The organism is Pseudomonas sp. NFACC05-1 (assembly GCF_900100135.1).
GTDB lineage: Bacteria > Pseudomonadota > Gammaproteobacteria > Pseudomonadales > Pseudomonadaceae > Aquipseudomonas > Aquipseudomonas fluorescens_Q.
Genome location: NZ_FMTR01000026.1, coordinates 60,373 through 74,940, shown reverse-complemented (window position 1 = coordinate 74,940; position 14,568 = coordinate 60,373). Strand labels below are relative to the sequence as shown.

16 protein-coding genes are annotated in these 14,568 nt (G+C 58.3%); 9 read left to right on the top strand and 7 right to left on the bottom strand.

Features of this window, described 5'->3' with window-relative positions; genetic code table 11:
• Positions 1 to 442 precede the first annotated feature (442 nt).
• Positions 443 to 1,642: a tyrosine--tRNA ligase gene (gene tyrS, locus BLO97_RS26165; protein WP_092146441.1), complete on the bottom strand. Its 1,200-nt coding sequence runs from the start codon at positions 1,640 to 1,642 to the stop codon at positions 443 to 445.
• Between the two features lie 212 nt (positions 1,643 to 1,854).
• Here tyrS and BLO97_RS26160 point away from each other — a divergent pair, with 212 nt between their 5' ends.
• Both BLO97_RS26160 and BLO97_RS26155 read left to right on the top strand, forming a co-directional pair.
• Positions 1,855 to 3,273 (top strand): peptidoglycan DD-metalloendopeptidase family protein, encoded by a 1,419-nt coding sequence (locus BLO97_RS26160; RefSeq protein ID WP_092146439.1) that lies wholly within the window; start codon positions 1,855 to 1,857, stop codon positions 3,271 to 3,273.
• 2 nt (positions 3,274 to 3,275) lie between these two features.
• Positions 3,276 to 4,367: an anhydro-N-acetylmuramic acid kinase gene (locus BLO97_RS26155; RefSeq protein WP_092348927.1), complete on the top strand. Its 1,092-nt coding sequence runs from the start codon at positions 3,276 to 3,278 to the stop codon at positions 4,365 to 4,367.
• 66 nt (positions 4,368 to 4,433) lie between these two features.
• Here the strand turns inward: BLO97_RS26155 and erpA are convergent, their stop codons facing one another.
• Both erpA and argC read right to left on the bottom strand, forming a co-directional pair.
• Positions 4,434 to 4,784, bottom strand: a complete 351-nt coding sequence (erpA, locus tag BLO97_RS26150; protein ID WP_003177727.1) for an iron-sulfur cluster insertion protein ErpA — start codon at positions 4,782 to 4,784, stop codon at positions 4,434 to 4,436.
• A gap of 155 nt (positions 4,785 to 4,939) precedes the next feature.
• Positions 4,940 to 5,974: an N-acetyl-gamma-glutamyl-phosphate reductase gene (gene argC, locus BLO97_RS26145; protein ID WP_092348924.1), complete on the bottom strand. Its 1,035-nt coding sequence runs from the start codon at positions 5,972 to 5,974 to the stop codon at positions 4,940 to 4,942.
• Positions 5,975 to 6,109: 135 nt separating this feature from the next.
• Between argC and hemJ the strand changes: the two genes are divergently transcribed.
• The 6 genes from hemJ to coq7 all read left to right on the top strand — a co-directional run bounded on the left by hemJ (position 6,110) and on the right by coq7 (position 10,558).
• Positions 6,110 to 6,541, top strand: a complete 432-nt coding sequence (gene hemJ / locus BLO97_RS26140) for a protoporphyrinogen oxidase HemJ (protein ID WP_003206117.1) — start codon at positions 6,110 to 6,112, stop codon at positions 6,539 to 6,541.
• A 35-nt stretch (positions 6,542 to 6,576) separates the two neighbouring features.
• Positions 6,577 to 7,545: an NAD(P)H-dependent flavin oxidoreductase gene (locus BLO97_RS26135; RefSeq protein ID WP_092146435.1), complete on the top strand. Its 969-nt coding sequence runs from the start codon at positions 6,577 to 6,579 to the stop codon at positions 7,543 to 7,545.
• Between the two features lie 52 nt (positions 7,546 to 7,597).
• A complete protein-coding gene (locus BLO97_RS26130) occupies positions 7,598 to 8,563 on the top strand; it encodes a DUF805 domain-containing protein (protein WP_092146433.1) in 966 nt (321 codons plus the stop codon).
• A 62-nt stretch (positions 8,564 to 8,625) separates the two neighbouring features.
• Entirely contained in the window at positions 8,626 to 9,414 is a 789-nt protein-coding gene (locus BLO97_RS26125) for an SDR family NAD(P)-dependent oxidoreductase (RefSeq protein WP_092348921.1), read from the top strand.
• 82 nt (positions 9,415 to 9,496) lie between these two features.
• A complete protein-coding gene (locus tag BLO97_RS26120) occupies positions 9,497 to 9,835 on the top strand; it encodes a histidine triad nucleotide-binding protein (RefSeq protein WP_003206124.1) in 339 nt (112 codons plus the stop codon).
• A 75-nt stretch (positions 9,836 to 9,910) separates the two neighbouring features.
• Positions 9,911 to 10,558, top strand: a complete 648-nt coding sequence (gene coq7, locus BLO97_RS26115) for a 2-polyprenyl-3-methyl-6-methoxy-1,4-benzoquinone monooxygenase (RefSeq protein WP_014340488.1) — start codon at positions 9,911 to 9,913, stop codon at positions 10,556 to 10,558.
• Positions 10,559 to 10,671: 113 nt separating this feature from the next.
• On the opposite strand, the gene BLO97_RS26110 is transcribed toward coq7, so the two are convergent.
• On the bottom strand, positions 10,672 to 11,094 hold the full coding sequence (locus tag BLO97_RS26110; protein WP_003206127.1) for an OsmC family protein: 423 nt from the start codon (positions 11,092 to 11,094) through the stop codon (positions 10,672 to 10,674).
• A 240-nt stretch (positions 11,095 to 11,334) separates the two neighbouring features.
• On the opposite strand from BLO97_RS26110, the gene crp reads away from it, so the two are divergent.
• A complete protein-coding gene (gene crp, locus BLO97_RS26105) occupies positions 11,335 to 11,979 on the top strand; it encodes a cAMP-activated global transcriptional regulator CRP (RefSeq protein WP_060740379.1) in 645 nt (214 codons plus the stop codon).
• Here the strand turns inward: crp and BLO97_RS26100 are convergent.
• From BLO97_RS26100 to trpD, 3 genes are read right to left on the bottom strand one after another with little or no spacing between them, the layout of a single operon-like run.
• Positions 11,976 to 12,677: a lipoate--protein ligase family protein gene (locus tag BLO97_RS26100; RefSeq protein ID WP_092146431.1), complete on the bottom strand. Its 702-nt coding sequence runs from the start codon at positions 12,675 to 12,677 to the stop codon at positions 11,976 to 11,978. The two genes, crp and BLO97_RS26100, sit on opposite strands and share 4 nt — an antisense overlap.
• A 3-nt stretch (positions 12,678 to 12,680) precedes the next feature.
• On the bottom strand, positions 12,681 to 13,517 hold the full coding sequence (gene trpC / locus BLO97_RS26095; RefSeq protein WP_092146429.1) for an indole-3-glycerol phosphate synthase TrpC: 837 nt from the start codon (positions 13,515 to 13,517) through the stop codon (positions 12,681 to 12,683).
• Positions 13,514 to 14,563 carry an anthranilate phosphoribosyltransferase gene (gene trpD / locus BLO97_RS26090; protein WP_092146427.1) on the bottom strand — a complete coding sequence of 350 codons (1,050 nt, stop codon included), beginning with the start codon at positions 14,561 to 14,563 and terminating at the stop codon, positions 13,514 to 13,516. Before trpD ends, trpC begins: the two co-directional genes overlap by 4 nt.
• Positions 14,564 to 14,568: the final 5 nt, after the last annotated feature.

Here is a 14,568-nt window from a genome sequence, read left to right as displayed (position 1 = left end):
CAAGCACCCACACGAATTGCTTGATTCAGTTGTTAAAGAGCGGCTGGCTGAGTCTTTCGCCTCAACCGAGGCGCGCATTCTACAGCGCCTCGTGTATCTGTCAAGCGGTTATTTTCAGAAATTTTCAAAGTTTCGCTTCGGAAACATCAACAACTTCAACCACTTGCGCTTCCGATCTCTCGTTAGCGGGAGGCGAATTCTACAGCGTTACTCGCTGCTGTCAACACCTCTTTTTCACCGCTTTCGACCGAGAAGATCGAACCGCCGATAGAGCCAAACAACACCGCTCCACCTGCTCCTTCCGGGCTTCGATAAACTGAAGCCCCGCACCTTCGAAACCTACTTAACTCATTGAATCTCAAGAAGTTTTCCGTTTCGACTGCGCCGGAAGTGGGGCGAATTATAGACTTCCAGAATCTGCCGTCAACACCTATTTTCAGCTTTATTCAGATTTCAGCGTAATACGCGCAAAAGCCTTCTTGCCGGCCTGACATACATGAGTAGAACCCAGCTCATATATATAGGCGCGATCCACAACTACACCATCTATACGCACACCACCCGAGCCCAGGAGATCTCGCGCCACCGCAGCGTTCTTGACCAAGCCTGCTTTATTAAGGACTGCCGCAATCGGCATATCCTCGGCAGCAGTCAGCTCGATCTCCGGCAGATCATCCGGCAGCTCACCATCCTTCATACGATTACCCGCCGCGCGATGAGCATTGGCCGCAGCCTCCTCACCGTGGAAACGAGCAACAATCTCTTCGGCCAGCTTGATCTTGATGTCTCGCGGATTGGCTCCCGCCTCGACATCGGCACGGAACGCATTGATCTCATCCATGGACCGGAAGCTCAACAGCTCGAAGTAACGCCACATCAGCACATCAGGAATGGAGACCAGTTTGCTGTACATGACGCCGGGCGCTTCCTGAATACCTACGTAGTTGCCCAGCGACTTGGACATCTTCTTCACGCCATCCAGACCTTCCAGCAATGGCATGGTCAGAATGCATTGCGCCTCCTGACCATAGCCACGCTGCAACTCACGCCCCATCAACAGGTTGAACTTCTGGTCAGTACCGCCGAGCTCAACGTCCGCGCGCAACGCGACCGAGTCATAACCCTGTACAAGCGGGTAGAGGAACTCATGGATGGCAATTGGCTGATTGGATTTATAGCGCTTGTCGAAATCATCGCGCTCGAGCATACGAGCTACGGTGTACTGAGACGTCAGGCGAATGAAATCCGCCGGCCCCATTTGATCCATCCAAGTGGAGTTGAAAGCCACTTCAGTCTTGGCCGGATCAAGAATCTTGAAAACCTGAGTCTTGTAGGTCTCGGCATTATCGAGAACCTGCTCACGAGTCAGCGGTGGGCGCGTAGCACTCTTGCCACTTGGATCACCGATCATCCCGGTGAAGTCACCTATAAGGAAGATGACCTGGTGCCCCAGATCCTGGAACTGGCGCAGCTTATTAATAAGCACGGTATGACCCAGGTGCAGATCGGGCGCCGTTGGATCGAAACCGGCCTTGATACGCAGCGGCTGCCCGCGCTTGAGCTTTTCGATCAGCTCGGACTCGACCAACAGTTCTTCCGCACCACGTTTGATCAGCGCTAGCTGCTCTTCAACCGACTTCATAACAGACCCGTAAGGCTCAGATTCAAAGGGCCCCAACCATACAAGATCGCGCACCAAATACAAGGTTTGCCCGGCGCGCGGACGCCAATCCACAGAACAGAGCGTCCGCGGGCTTGCTTCGCAGGGGATTTGGTTATATTTTATACAGTTATTTCATCTTCATCATGTCATTCATCTTTTCCAATTCATCTTTTCAAAAGTCAAAATTACCTATGACCACAGAACCGTCTAAAGCGCCACCGCTTTACCCAAAGACCCACCTGCTTGCCGCAAGTGGCATCGCAGCCCTCCTTAGCCTGGCGCTCCTGGTGTTTCCCTCCAGCGATGTTGAAGCCAAAAAGACGACTCTGAGTCTTGAACTGGAAAGCCCTGCTGAACAACTGACACAAGAACAAGACGCCGCCGAAGCCGTTCAAGCCACAAACGAACCGGCCGCCTCTCCTTTTGCGCAGATTGAAAACAGCCCGCAAGACACCACCGAGGCAGCCGCTCAGGTAGAAGCGCCTGTTGCAGAAGAAAAGAAGGGACCAGACCATCGCGAAGTGATTGTTGCCAAGGGCGACACACTTTCCACCCTCTTCGAAAAGGTTGGCCTGCCCTCGACTTCGGTCCATGAAATCCTGGCCAGCGACAAGCAAGCCAAGCAGTTCACTCAACTGCAGCGCGGCCAGAAACTCGAATTCGAACTCAATCCAGACGGACAGCTGACCAACCTGCACACCAAGCTGAGCGACCTGGAAAGCATCACCCTGACCAAAAACGACAAGGGGTATGTATTTAACCGCGTCACCGCCAAGCCTACCGTTCGCTCGGCCTACGTTCATGGCGTCATCAACAGCTCATTGTCCCAGTCGGCTGCTCGTGCCGGCCTTTCCCATAGCCTGACCATGGACATGGCCAGCGTATTTGGCTACGACATCGACTTCGCCCAGGACATTCGCCAGGGTGACGAGTTCGACATCATCTATGAGCAAAAAGTGGTCAATGGCAAGAGTGTCGGCAACGGTCCGATTCTTTCCGCGCGCTTCACCAACCGTGGCAAGACGTACACCGCAGTGCGCTACACCAACAAGCAAGGCAACAGCAGCTACTACACTGCCGACGGCAACAGCATGCGCAAGGCCTTCATCCGTACACCGGTTGATTTCGCCCGTATCAGCTCGAAGTTCTCCGCCGGTCGCAAGCATCCAATCCTGAACAAGATCCGCGCCCATAAAGGTGTCGACTACGCCGCCCCCCGCGGTACGCCAATCAAGGCCGCCGGCGACGGCAAGGTATTGCTTGCCGGACGTCGTGGCGGTTATGGCAACACCGTGATCATCCAGCACGGCAATACCTATCGCACGCTGTACGGCCACATGCAGGGCTTCGCCAAAGGCGTGAAGACAGGCGGCACTGTCAAGCAAGGCCAGGTTATTGGATACATCGGCACTACCGGCCTGTCCACCGGACCGCACTTGCATTATGAGTTCCAGGTCAACGGCGTCCACGTCGACCCACTAGGCCAGAAACTGCCGATGGCCGATCCGATCGCCAAGGCCGAGCGCGCGCGCTTCCTGGCCCAAAGCCAACCCTTGATGGCTCGCATGGATCAAGAGAAAGCCACCATGCTGGCCTCGAGCAAGCGCTAAGCATGGCGCTCTATATCGGTGTGATGTCCGGGACCAGCCTGGATGGCTTGGACATCGCACTGATCGAACTGACCCCGGCGATCAAATTGATCGCCACGCACTACATTCCGATGCCCGCCGTCCTGCGCGCCGAATTGCTCGGATTGTGCAGCAGCGGGCCCGATGAGATCGCCCGCTCCGCCATTGCCCAGCAAAGCTGGGTAAAGCTGGCTGCACAGGGTATCCATACCCTGCTCAACGAACAGAAACTCAAGCCTGAAGACATCACGGCGGTCGGCAGCCACGGCCAGACCATCCGCCATGAACCAACCCGCGGATTTACTGTACAGATTGGCAATCCGGCCTTGTTGAGTGAGTTGACCGGCATCGCCGTCGTCAGCGACTTCCGCAGCCGCGACGTCGCCGCCGGTGGACAAGGCGCCCCGCTGGTTCCGGCATTTCACGAAGCACTGTTCGAAGAACGAGTCGGCAATCGCGCCGTGCTGAATGTCGGCGGTTTCAGCAATCTCAGCCTGATAGAGCCCGCAAAACCAGTAGCTGGTTTCGACTGTGGTCCAGGCAACGTATTGCTCGATGCCTGGATACACCAACAACGAGGCGAGCATTTCGATCGGGACGGTCAATGGGCTGCCAGCGGGAAAGTCGAGCCAGCCCTGCTCAAGGCACTGCTCAGCGATCCTTTTTTCGTCACCAAGGGGCCGAAAAGTACCGGCCGTGAGGTCTTCAACCTGCCTTGGCTGAGTCAGCATTTGTCGCAGTTGCCAACCTTCGCCCCGGAAGACGTACAGGCGACGCTGCTCGAACTGACTGCCCTGACCATCGTCGAATCCCTTCAACATGCCCAGTCCAATACTCAAGAGTTGCTGGTCTGTGGCGGCGGCGCGCACAACCAGGCGCTGATGAAGCGCCTGGCTGAGTTGCTGCCGGATACCAAGGTCAGCAGTACGGCGGTGTATGGCGTGGACCCGGACTGGGTCGAAGCCATGGCTTTCGCCTGGCTCGCCCATTGCTGCCTTGAAGGCATTCCGGGCAATCGTCCGAGTGTTACTGGCGCCTGTGGCTTGCGCGTACTCGGCGCCATCTACCCGGCCTGAGAAAGATTACGGACAAAAAAACGCCGCAGGGCCGTAAGGCACTGCGGCGTTTTTATTGGAGCCGTCTCAGATCGAGAACGAAGAACCGCACCCACAAGTCGTGGTCGCGTTTGGGTTCTTGATCACGAACCGCGAGCCTTCCAAGCCTTCCTGATAATCCACCTCGGCACCTGCCAGGTACTGGAAGCTCATTGGATCGACCACCAGGCTGACACCTTCGCGCTCGACGATGGTGTCGTCTTCGGCCACTTCCTCATCGAAAGTAAAGCCATACTGGAAGCCGGAACAACCGCCACCCGTAACAAATACGCGCAGCTTCAAACGATCATTGCCCTCTTCATCGACCAGGCTCTTCACCTTGTGCGCGGCACCGTGGGTGAATTGCAAAGCCGTGGGGGTGAAGGTTTCGACGCTCATGCTGAATATCTCCCGGCGCTTACGCCGCCATAATGCGTGATGGCGGGCATTATCCGCTTCTCCTAGAAAATCGGTCAACTATTTGAAGAGCAGCGGCAAGCTACAAGTTAAAGGCTGCAAGCTTGTAGCTTAAAGCTTGCAGCTTTTAACTGCCGTTACGGCAACATCCCCGCATGGGACAGCCCCAGGCGCTCATCCAGCCCGAACAGGATGTTCAGGTTCTGCACCGCCTGGCCGGACGCGCCCTTGACCAGGTTATCGATGACCGACAACACCACCACCAGATCACCGTCCTGCGGACGATGCACGGCGATCCGGCAAACGTTCGCACCGCGCACGCTGCGAGTTTCCGGGTGGCTGCCGGCCGGCATTACGTCGACGAACGGTTCGTTGGCGTAACGCTTTTCAAACAACGCCTGCAGATCCACCGAACGATCGACGACGGTTGCATAAAGAGTGGAGTGGATGCCACGATTCATCGGCGTCAGGTGCGGCACGAAGGTCAGGCCGACCTCCTTGCCCGCAGCCCGGCGCAGCCCCTGGCGAATCTCCGGCAGATGGCGATGCCCCTTGACCGCGTACGCCTTCATGCTTTCCGACGTCTCGGAGTAAAGCGAACCGACACTGGCGCCACGCCCGGCACCGCTGACACCGGACTTGCAGTCGGCAATCAGACGCGAAGCATCGGCAAGACCGGCCTCGAGCAACGGCAGGAACCCCAGCTGAGTTGCCGTCGGATAGCAACCTGGTACCGCGATCAGTCGAGCCTGCTTGATTTTCTCGCGATTGACTTCCGGCAATCCATAGACCGCCTCGTCGAGCAGATCCGGCGCGCCGTGAGGTTGACCGTACCACTTGGCCCATTCATCAGCGTCCTGCAGGCGGAAGTCCGCCGACAGGTCGATGACCTTGGTCCCGGCAGCCAGCAGTTCACCCGCCAGGGCGTGGGCGACACCGTGGGGCGTGGCGAAGAACACCACATCGCAGGCGCCAAGGGTCTTGACGTCCGGAACGCTGAACGCCAGGCCGTCGTAATGGCCTCGCAGGTTCGGGTACATGTCGGCGACGGCCAGGCCGGCCTCGGATCGGGAAGTGATGACCACCACCTCAGCTTGCGGATGCTGTGCCAACAGACGCAGCAGTTCGACACCGGTGTACCCCGTGCCGCCGACGATACCGACCTTGACCATAAACCTGCCCTCAACGAACCCACTGGAAAGCCGTCGATGATAGGGGCCGCAGGGCCCGGCGACAACCGCCAAGGTGACGTGCGGACGCTCTAACCTCTACTATCGGGCTACCGTGAATCCTGGGAATAACTAAAAATGCTCTATCTGTGGCTCAAAGCACTTCACATCGTCAGCATGGTCTGCTGGTTCGCCGGCCTGTTCTACCTGCCTCGCCTGTTTGTCTATCACGCCCAAAGCGAAGACAGCGTCAGCAAGGAGCGCTTCAGCGTCATGGAGCGCAAGTTGTATCGCGGCATCATGGGCCCGGCGATGATTGCCACCCTGGTATTCGGCATCTGGCTGCTCAGCCTCAACGCCGGCGCCTACTTCACCCAAGGTGGCTGGATGCACGCCAAGCTGACCCTGGTCGTGCTGCTGATCGGTTACCACCATATGTGCGGCGCCCAGGTAAAGCGCTTCGCCCGTGGCGAAAACACCCGCAGCCATGTCTTTTATCGCTGGTTCAATGAAGTGCCGGTTCTGATATTGCTGGCTATCGTAATTCTGGTTGTCGTCCGACCGTTCTAATCTCCAATCAGCGTCCATTATCCGGGGTACTTGCGATGTCGTTGCCCGCTCTGCTTGAACAACGCTTGCGCCTGCCCGTCGTGGCAGCGCCAATGTTCCTGATTTCCAATCCACAACTGGTGCTGGCCTGCTGCCGTAACGGCATCGTCGGTAGTTTTCCGGCGTTGAACCAGCGCGAAAGCAGTGGCTTCAAGGCCTGGTTGGCGGAAATCGAAGCAGGCCTGGCGACCCTGGAAAATCCGGCACCCTACGCTGTGAACCTGATCGTCCATCACAGCAACCCGCGGCTTCAAGCCGACCTGGCCATCTGCATCGAACACAAGGTGCCGATTGTCATCACCAGCCTGGGCGCGGTGAAGGAGTTGGTGGATGCCGTCCATGCTTATGGCGGGCTGGTGTTCCATGACGTGACGACCCGGCGTCATGCCGAGAAAGCCGCCGAAGCCGGTGTCGATGGCTTGATCGCCGTTGCCGCCGGTGCAGGCGGACACGCCGGGACCTGGAGCCCGTTCTCATTGATTGCCGAGATCCGGCAGTTTTTTGATAAGACCTTACTGCTTGCAGGATGCCTGAACCACGGTCACCAGATTCTGGCTGCACAATTGCTCGGCGCCGATCTGGCCTACTTCGGTACGCGCTTTATCGCTACGAGCGAAAGCCACGCCCCTGAAGCTTATAAAGAGATGTTGCTCACATCCAGAGCCGCAGACATCGTGCATACTCCCGCTGTATCTGGAGTGCCGGCCAGTTTCATGCGCCAGAGCCTGGAGAATGCCGGTTTCGATCTGACCGCTCTGCAGAACAAGGGCGAGGTGGATTTTGGCTCGAAACTCAAACCGCTGAACGATGAAGCCAAGGCCTGGAAAACCGTATGGTCCGCGGGCCAGGGCGTGGGTGAAATCGATGATTTGCCCAGCATCGATCAGTTAGTGGCACGCCTGGATGAAGAATACCGTCAGGCACAAGCACGGGCGGCGCAGCTTGGCGGGCAATGGCCCCGCTGAATCAGCCTGAACAAAACAACTATTCAACTCTCTAGAGACAAGGATGCCGGGCATGAGCGAAACCCGTTTCAACATCGTATTCGACGGCGGCCTGATGCCTGGCGTCGATACCACCACCGCCAAACTCAACCTCGCCGAACTGTTCAAAAGCGATATCAGCGCCATTGAACGACTGTTCACCGGGCGCAAGGTAGCCCTCAAAAGCAACCTGTCCCAGAGCGAGGCGCAACAGTACCTGGAAGCGCTCAACAAGAGCGGGATCGATGCCAGGATCGAAGCCGAACCCGTCGTCCAACTGAACCTTGGCGAGGTACAGGAGGCACCACGGCAACCGAGTGGACGCCATCCCGATTCGATCGTCGAGCCCGCCTCGCCGTACGCGCCTCCCCGCGCCGAAGTCGGTGAAGCGCTTGCAGAGTACGGCACGCTCAAGCCCTTCAGCTTCGACGGGCGTATCGGACGCCTGCGCTACCTGGCCTGGACCATGGTGTTGACCTTGGCCCTACTGCCCTTGGTCGGCATAGGCTTCTGGTTGGCCACGGCCTGGCTGCTGGCTTCCGACTCGGTCGCGGGACTCATCGTCGGCGGCCTGCTCGCCGCAGTCGTCGTCCTTGCCTTTGCCTTCGTGAGCATCCAGTTCAACGTCCAGCGCCTGCATGATCTGGGCTGGTCGGGGTGGTTGTGGCTGATCAACCTGGTTCCCTTCGTGGGCAGCATCTTCCCCTTCATCCTCATCATCGCTCCGGGCAATACCGGCGCAAACCAGTACGGCCCCCCGCCGCCGCGCAATACCACTGCGGTCAAATTGCTGGCCTCGCTCTGGCTGGTGATGATCGTCCTGATTTTCATGGCTACCTTTGCCGGCATCTTCGGGGCCCTTCAGGAGGACTACGACAGCAGCAGCCTGAGCAGCTATGAAAGCAGTGAATACAGCAACGAAACCTCTGAAGAGCCCGCCGTCGAGGCAGCCGAGCCGGCTCCACCTTCTGTAGACTATGAAGAAGAAGAGGAACAATAAGCGCGCTTCATGCCGGTGACAGCCCAGTCAACTGGCGGCGGGCTGTTGCGATGGAGAACTGCATGACCCGTTACGCACTGATCACTGGCGCTTCCAGCGGCATTGGCCTGGCCATGGCCGAAGCGCTGGCCCGGCGCGGCCGCAACCTGATACTGGTGGCTCGACAGCGTGATCGGCTGGAAAGTATTGCAATCGAACTGACTCAGCGGTTTGGCGTGGAGGTATTGTTCCGGGCTTGTGACCTGAGCGAACCGCTGAGGCTTTCAGGTTTTCTCCTGGAACTGGAGGAAGGCGAGCGGCAGATCGACCTGCTGGTCAATTGCGCAGGCATCGGCACCAGCGGGCCGTTCCTGGGCCAGGACTGGATGACCGAGCAGGACCTGATCGAAGTCAATATCCTCGCCCTGACACGGCTTTGTCATGCCATCGGTAACAGCATGGCGCTGCTTGGCGGCGGCCAGATCCTCAACGTCGCCTCGATCGCCGCGTTCCAGCCCGGCCCCTGGATGAGTACCTATTACGCCAGCAAGGCCTATGTGCTGCACTTCTCCGAAGCCCTGCGGGTCGAGCTGAAGAAATGCGCGATCAAGGTCTCGGTGCTTTGCCCTGGTCCGACCCGGACCGGCTTCTTTTCCAGGGCGCAGATGGACGAACAGAAGCTCATCGACAGCAAGTCACTGATGAGCCCCGAAGAAGTGGCCCTGTACGCCGTGCGCGCGCTGGACCGCAACCGCGCCATCATTATTCCCGGACGCCGCAACCGCTGGCTGGCCGCACTGCCGCGCCTGGGCTCGCGATGGCTGGTCCGAACCATCGCCGGCATGATCAACAAGGCCTATTGCCCGCGCTGATCCCTTCAAGTTGAACTATCAGTCGCCTCAATCGGAGCCTTCACGCCCCCCGACCTCGACGAACCCAATGGAGAAAACAGCTGTGGATACTCTGTTCACCAAGATCATCAACCGGGAAATTCCGGCGAAGATCATTTACGAGGATGACCAGGTACTGGCCTTCCACGACATCGCCCCGCAAGCCCCTGTACATTTTTTGGTCATACCGAAAAAGCCGATTCGCACCCTCAATGACCTGGCCGAGGAAGACAAAGGCCTGGCTGGACACATTTTGTTCACTGCGCAGCGCCTGGCCCTTGAATTGGGCTGTGAAGAAGGTTTTCGTGTGGTGATGAATTGCAATGAACTGGGCGGGCAAACGGTCTATCACATTCATATGCATGTGCTGGGGCAGCGCCAGATGAACTGGCCACCGGGCTGAGACACCTGACCCAACGCAAATCTTCAGCGGTCGATTGAGTTAAACTGGTCGCTGTGATTTTTCCCGGAGGTAAGCATGACTACCCAACGTCACTACTCGCCGATTGACCGTCTGTTGCTGCAAGCCGATACCGCGATGCGCACCCTGCTGCCCTTCAGTGGCCAGCCGTACCGCCCATCACCGGCTATCGTGCAGCCAGACGCGCAACTGAGTGACGAGCAAACCCGCCACGTCGCCGGACTGATGCGTATCAACCACACCGGCGAAGTCTGTGCCCAGGCGCTGTATCAGGGCCAGGCGCTGACAGCGAAGCTACCGCAAGTGCGTGAAGCAATGGAGCATGCCGCCGAGGAAGAAATCGACCATCTGGTCTGGTGTGAACAACGGATTCGCCAATTGGGCAGCCATACCAGCGTCCTGAACCCGCTGTTCTATGGCATGTCATTCGGGATCGGGGCCGTTGCCGGGCTGATCAGCGACAAAGTCAGCCTCGGATTCGTTGCGGCGACTGAACATCAAGTGTGCAAGCATTTGAATGAACATCTCGAACAACTGCCAGCCGAGGATGAAAAATCCCGGGCGATCCTTGAGCAGATGCGCGTGGATGAGGAACACCACGCCGAGAGTGCACTTGAGGCCGGTGGCTTCCGTTTTCCGGCCCCGGTCAAGTTCGGCATGAGCCTGCTGGCCAAGGTCATGACCAAGAGCACTTATCGGATTTGACGGCAATTGGGGACTGACCAGCTCGTTCCCCCGGAAATTAAAAAGGCGACTCCCCCAAGGGAAGTCGCCTTTTTAATTTCCGAAAACTTCAATACGGCCCGTCGGCTATCGACTCAACCCAACTCGATGATTTCATAATCGTGGGTGATTTCGACCCCCGCGGCGCCGAGCATGATCGAAGCCGAGCAGTACTTCTCGGCGGACAGCTCAATGGCGCGCTTGACCTGGGCTTCCTTCAGGGCTCGCCCCTTCACCACGAAGTGCATGTGGATCTTGGTAAACACTTTGGGATCTTCAGTGGCGCGCTCTGCCTCCAGGAAAGCTTCGCAGCTTTCGACGGCCTGGCGGGACTTTTTGAGAATGCTGACCACGTCGAAGTTACTGCAACCGCCCACGCCCAGCAGGAGCATCTCCATCGGCCGAACCCCCAGGTTCCGCCCACCGGCCTCTGGCGGGCCGTCCATGACGACCACATGACCACTGCCTGACTCACCGAGGAACATGGCTTCGCCAGCCCATTGGATGCGTGCCTTCATCGCCAAGACTCCACTGTTAAAAAAGGGTCGCCAGCTTAGCACAGCGCTCCGGCATGACCGCTCTCCGTCTTAGGAGACCTGACCTGACAGCACGTAGGTAAATTCTCAAATCAATTAAGGACGCCTCTGTTAAGCTGGCCATACGCCAACTCGCTGGCGCATGGCCAGCTTTTAGCGATAGCCATTCGCGTCTATAAAAAAACCAAACCATCACACTGCGCAGTCTTTCGGGATACAACCATGGTTGCCATTACTCCCACGTTCAAGATCAAGAATCTCGACAAACTCTTGATGCATTGCCAGCGCCGCCGCTATCCAGCCAAACACAACATCATTTGTGCAGGAGATCGTTCCGAGACGTTGTTTTTCATCATCAAGGGGTCGGTCACTATCCTCATAGAAGATGACGACGGTCGGGAAATGATCATCGCCTATCTCAACTCCGGGGATTTTTTTGGCGAGCTGGGGTTATTCGAACAGGCGGGCAAGGAACAGGAACGCAGTGCCTGGGTGCGGACCAAGATTGAATGTGAAGTTGCGGAAATCAGCTACGCCAAATTCCGAGAACTGTCCCTGCAAGACCCGGACATTCTTTACGTACTCAGCGGACAAATCGCACAGCGCCTGCGCAATACCACCCGCAAGGTCGGCGATCTCGCATTTTTTGACGTCACCGGACGTGTCGCACGCTGCCTGTTGGAACTGTGCAAGCAGCCCGATGCCATGACCCACCCGGACGGGATGCAGATCAAGGTGACCCGCCAAGAGATTGGTCGGATTGTCGGTTGTTCGCGGGAAATGGTCGGTCGCGTTCTCAAGGATCTGGAAGAGCGCAACCTGGTCAGTGTCAAAGGCAAGACCATGGTGGTGTTCGGAACGCGTTAGGCGCCCAGCAGATTGATCAGCAGCTCCCGGTACAAAGCGTCGAGCCGCTCCAGCGCGTGAGGCGCCGGGAATTTTTCATGCAGGGCAATATGGCTCTCGGCTCGCACTCGCGGCTCCAGGCCGCAAGCCTCATTGAAGCGATTGACTGCCGCGACCAAGGACTCGCGCTCGTTCTCCAGCAAAAACGCGCCATGAACCAGCCCCACCGGACGCTGCCCCCCTTTGCTCTGGCGCCAGCGCTGGGCGGTGCCCACCATTTTCCGGCCGTCGAGGTTGACGTTGAAGCGCCCGTCACAAAAAGCCCCTTCCACCTCTCCCAGCGAAGCCACCCCGCCCAACTCGTCCAACAGCTGACAGATGGGATCGCACAACCGGCGATAGCCGGTTTCGATACGTCCGTGGTCACCTTCGCTGCGCGGTGGTGCGTAGACCAGGGCGATATTGACCGTAGCGACCGACTGCGGCACCGGTTCGCCACCTGTTTCACGCAACAAGACAGGCCAGCCATGAGCAGCCGATACTTCACAAGCGTATTCAAACCCCGGTAGGCGACTCAAGCGGCGCGGCATGACCAGCGCACGGTCGTTGGGCTGCCAGAACAGCAGGCCGAACTCGGCGTCGCCCGCGCAGATGCTGGCTAGCAGATCCTGTTCGGCTTGCAGGCCAGCTTCGACGGTGAGGGAAATCACAGGCGACATGGATCAGTCCAGCGTCGAGCCGCTCACCGGCAGGCCTCGTTCAGGAAAGAACAGTCGCTGCAATTCCACGCCCGGGTTTTCGGCGCGCATGAACGCTTCGCCCACCAGGAACGAATACACATCGCTGACTTCCATCAGCTCGACATCGGCCCGGTTGAGAATGCCGCTTTCGGTGATGACCAGGCGATCGCGCGGAATGCGTGGCAACAGGTCCAGAGTGGTTTCCAGGCTCACTTCAAAAGTGTGCAGGTTGCGATTGTTCACGCCGACCAGTTTGGTATCGAGGGTTTTCAGGGCTCGTTCCAACTCGTCACCGTCGTGGACTTCCACCAGGACATCCAGCCCGACGCTTTTGGCTACGGCCGCCAGCTCGGCCATTTTCACGTCGTCCAAGGCGGAAACAATCAACAGCACGCAGTCGGCGCCCAGCGCACGCGCCTCGACGATCTGGTACGGGTCGATCATGAAATCCTTGCGGATCACTGGCAGCTTGCATGCCGCCCGCGCCTGTTTCAGGTAGTCGTCAGCGCCTTGAAAAAAGTCGACGTCGGTCAGCACCGAGAGGCAGGTAGCACCGCCCTTCTCGTAGCTTCGCGCGATCTCGGCCGGGACGAAGTGTTCACGAATCACGCCCTTGCTGGGGGATGCCTTCTTGATTTCAGCAATCACCGCCGGCTGTTTTTTCTTGGCCTGATCGATCAGAGCCTGGGCAAAGCCGCGCGGCGCATCCGCTGAACGCGCTAGGCTTTCCAGCTCGGACAGACTGACCCGAGCGCTGCGCTCGGCCACTTCCTGGGCCTTGCGAGCCAGAATGTTTTCCAGAACCGTTGGCACGCTCATCCTTCGTTCTCCACTTTGAATACGGCGGTAAATGCACCCAACTCTTCAAGCTTTTCCCTGGCCAGCCCAGTGTGCAGCGCATCATGGGCCAGTTCCACGCCTTGCTTGAGGCTGCTGGCGTGGTCGGCGGCGTACAACGCGGCACCGGCATTGAGCACGATCATCTCAGCGGCTTTCTGGCCATTCTCGGTCTTGCGACGCCCCAGGGCATCACGAATCAGCTCCAGCGATTGGGCCGGGCCGTCGACTGCCAGCCCGTGCAGGCTCTGGCTCTTCATACCGAGGTCTTCAGGTTCGACCCAATACTCGCTGATCTGATCATTTTTTAGCTCGGCCACGAATGTAGGCGCCGCCAGGCTGAACTCATCCAGTCCATCCTTCGAATGGACCACCAGTACGTGCTTGCTGCCCAGCCGTTGCAAGACTTCAGCCAATGGTCGGCACAACGCCTGGCTGAACACACCGACTACCTGATGTTTCACGCCGGCCGGATTCGTAAGCGGGCCGAGCATGTTGAACAGCGTACGCAGCCCCAGCTCGCGGCGCGGCGCGGCGGCGTGTTTCATGGCGCTATGGTGGGTCTGGGCAAACATGAAACCGATGCCGACGTTATCGATACAGCGTGCCACCTGGACCGGCGTCAGGTTCAGGTAAATGCCCGCTGCCTCCAGCAGATCGGCACTGCCGCTCTTGCCGGAAACTGCCCGATTGCCATGTTTGGCAACGGTGCAACCGGCCGCCGCGACGACAAACGACGAGGCCGTGGAAACGTTGAAGATATTGGCGCCGTCACCGCCGGTACCGACCACATCCACCACACCGTCCAGCGTCTTGAGTTCGACCTTGTCCGCCAGCTCACGCATCGCCGAAACCGCACCCACGATTTCATCGATGCTCTCACTCTTCATGCGCATGGCCATCATGAACGCGCCGATCTGTGCATCCGTGCATTGGCCGGTCATGATTTCGCGCATCACGTCGCGCATCTCGTCGGTGCTCAGGTCGAGATGGCCGACGATACGGCTCAGGGCTGTCTTGATATCCATGAAAA

What these genes read in the sequence shown, in the direction of transcription:
- BLO97_RS26130 (WP_092146433.1), top strand. Translation starts at nt 7,598, where the DNA reads ATGAGCGAAACCCGTTTCAACATCGTATTCGACGGCGGCCTGATGCCT.
- crp (WP_060740379.1), top strand. Translation starts at nt 11,335, where the DNA reads ATGGTTGCCATTACTCCCACGTTCAAGATCAAGAATCTCGACAAACTC.
- coq7 (WP_014340488.1), top strand. Translation starts at nt 9,911, where the DNA reads ATGACTACCCAACGTCACTACTCGCCGATTGACCGTCTGTTGCTGCAA.
- erpA (WP_003177727.1), bottom strand. Translation starts at nt 4,784, where the DNA reads ATGAGCGTCGAAACCTTCACCCCCACGGCTTTGCAATTCACCCACGGT.
- hemJ (WP_003206117.1), top strand. Translation starts at nt 6,110, where the DNA reads ATGCTCTATCTGTGGCTCAAAGCACTTCACATCGTCAGCATGGTCTGC.
- trpC (WP_092146429.1), bottom strand. Translation starts at nt 13,517, where the DNA reads ATGAGCGTGCCAACGGTTCTGGAAAACATTCTGGCTCGCAAGGCCCAG.
- BLO97_RS26110 (WP_003206127.1), bottom strand. Translation starts at nt 11,094, where the DNA reads ATGAAGGCACGCATCCAATGGGCTGGCGAAGCCATGTTCCTCGGTGAG.
- BLO97_RS26160 (WP_092146439.1), top strand. Translation starts at nt 1,855, where the DNA reads ATGACCACAGAACCGTCTAAAGCGCCACCGCTTTACCCAAAGACCCAC.
- BLO97_RS26135 (WP_092146435.1), top strand. Translation starts at nt 6,577, where the DNA reads ATGTCGTTGCCCGCTCTGCTTGAACAACGCTTGCGCCTGCCCGTCGTG.
- BLO97_RS26125 (WP_092348921.1), top strand. Translation starts at nt 8,626, where the DNA reads ATGACCCGTTACGCACTGATCACTGGCGCTTCCAGCGGCATTGGCCTG.
- tyrS (WP_092146441.1), bottom strand. Translation starts at nt 1,642, where the DNA reads ATGAAGTCGGTTGAAGAGCAGCTAGCGCTGATCAAACGTGGTGCGGAA.
- BLO97_RS26100 (WP_092146431.1), bottom strand. Translation starts at nt 12,677, where the DNA reads ATGTCGCCTGTGATTTCCCTCACCGTCGAAGCTGGCCTGCAAGCCGAA.
- argC (WP_092348924.1), bottom strand. Translation starts at nt 5,974, where the DNA reads ATGGTCAAGGTCGGTATCGTCGGCGGCACGGGGTACACCGGTGTCGAA.
- trpD (WP_092146427.1), bottom strand. Translation starts at nt 14,563, where the DNA reads ATGGATATCAAGACAGCCCTGAGCCGTATCGTCGGCCATCTCGACCTG.
- BLO97_RS26155 (WP_092348927.1), top strand. Translation starts at nt 3,276, where the DNA reads ATGGCGCTCTATATCGGTGTGATGTCCGGGACCAGCCTGGATGGCTTG.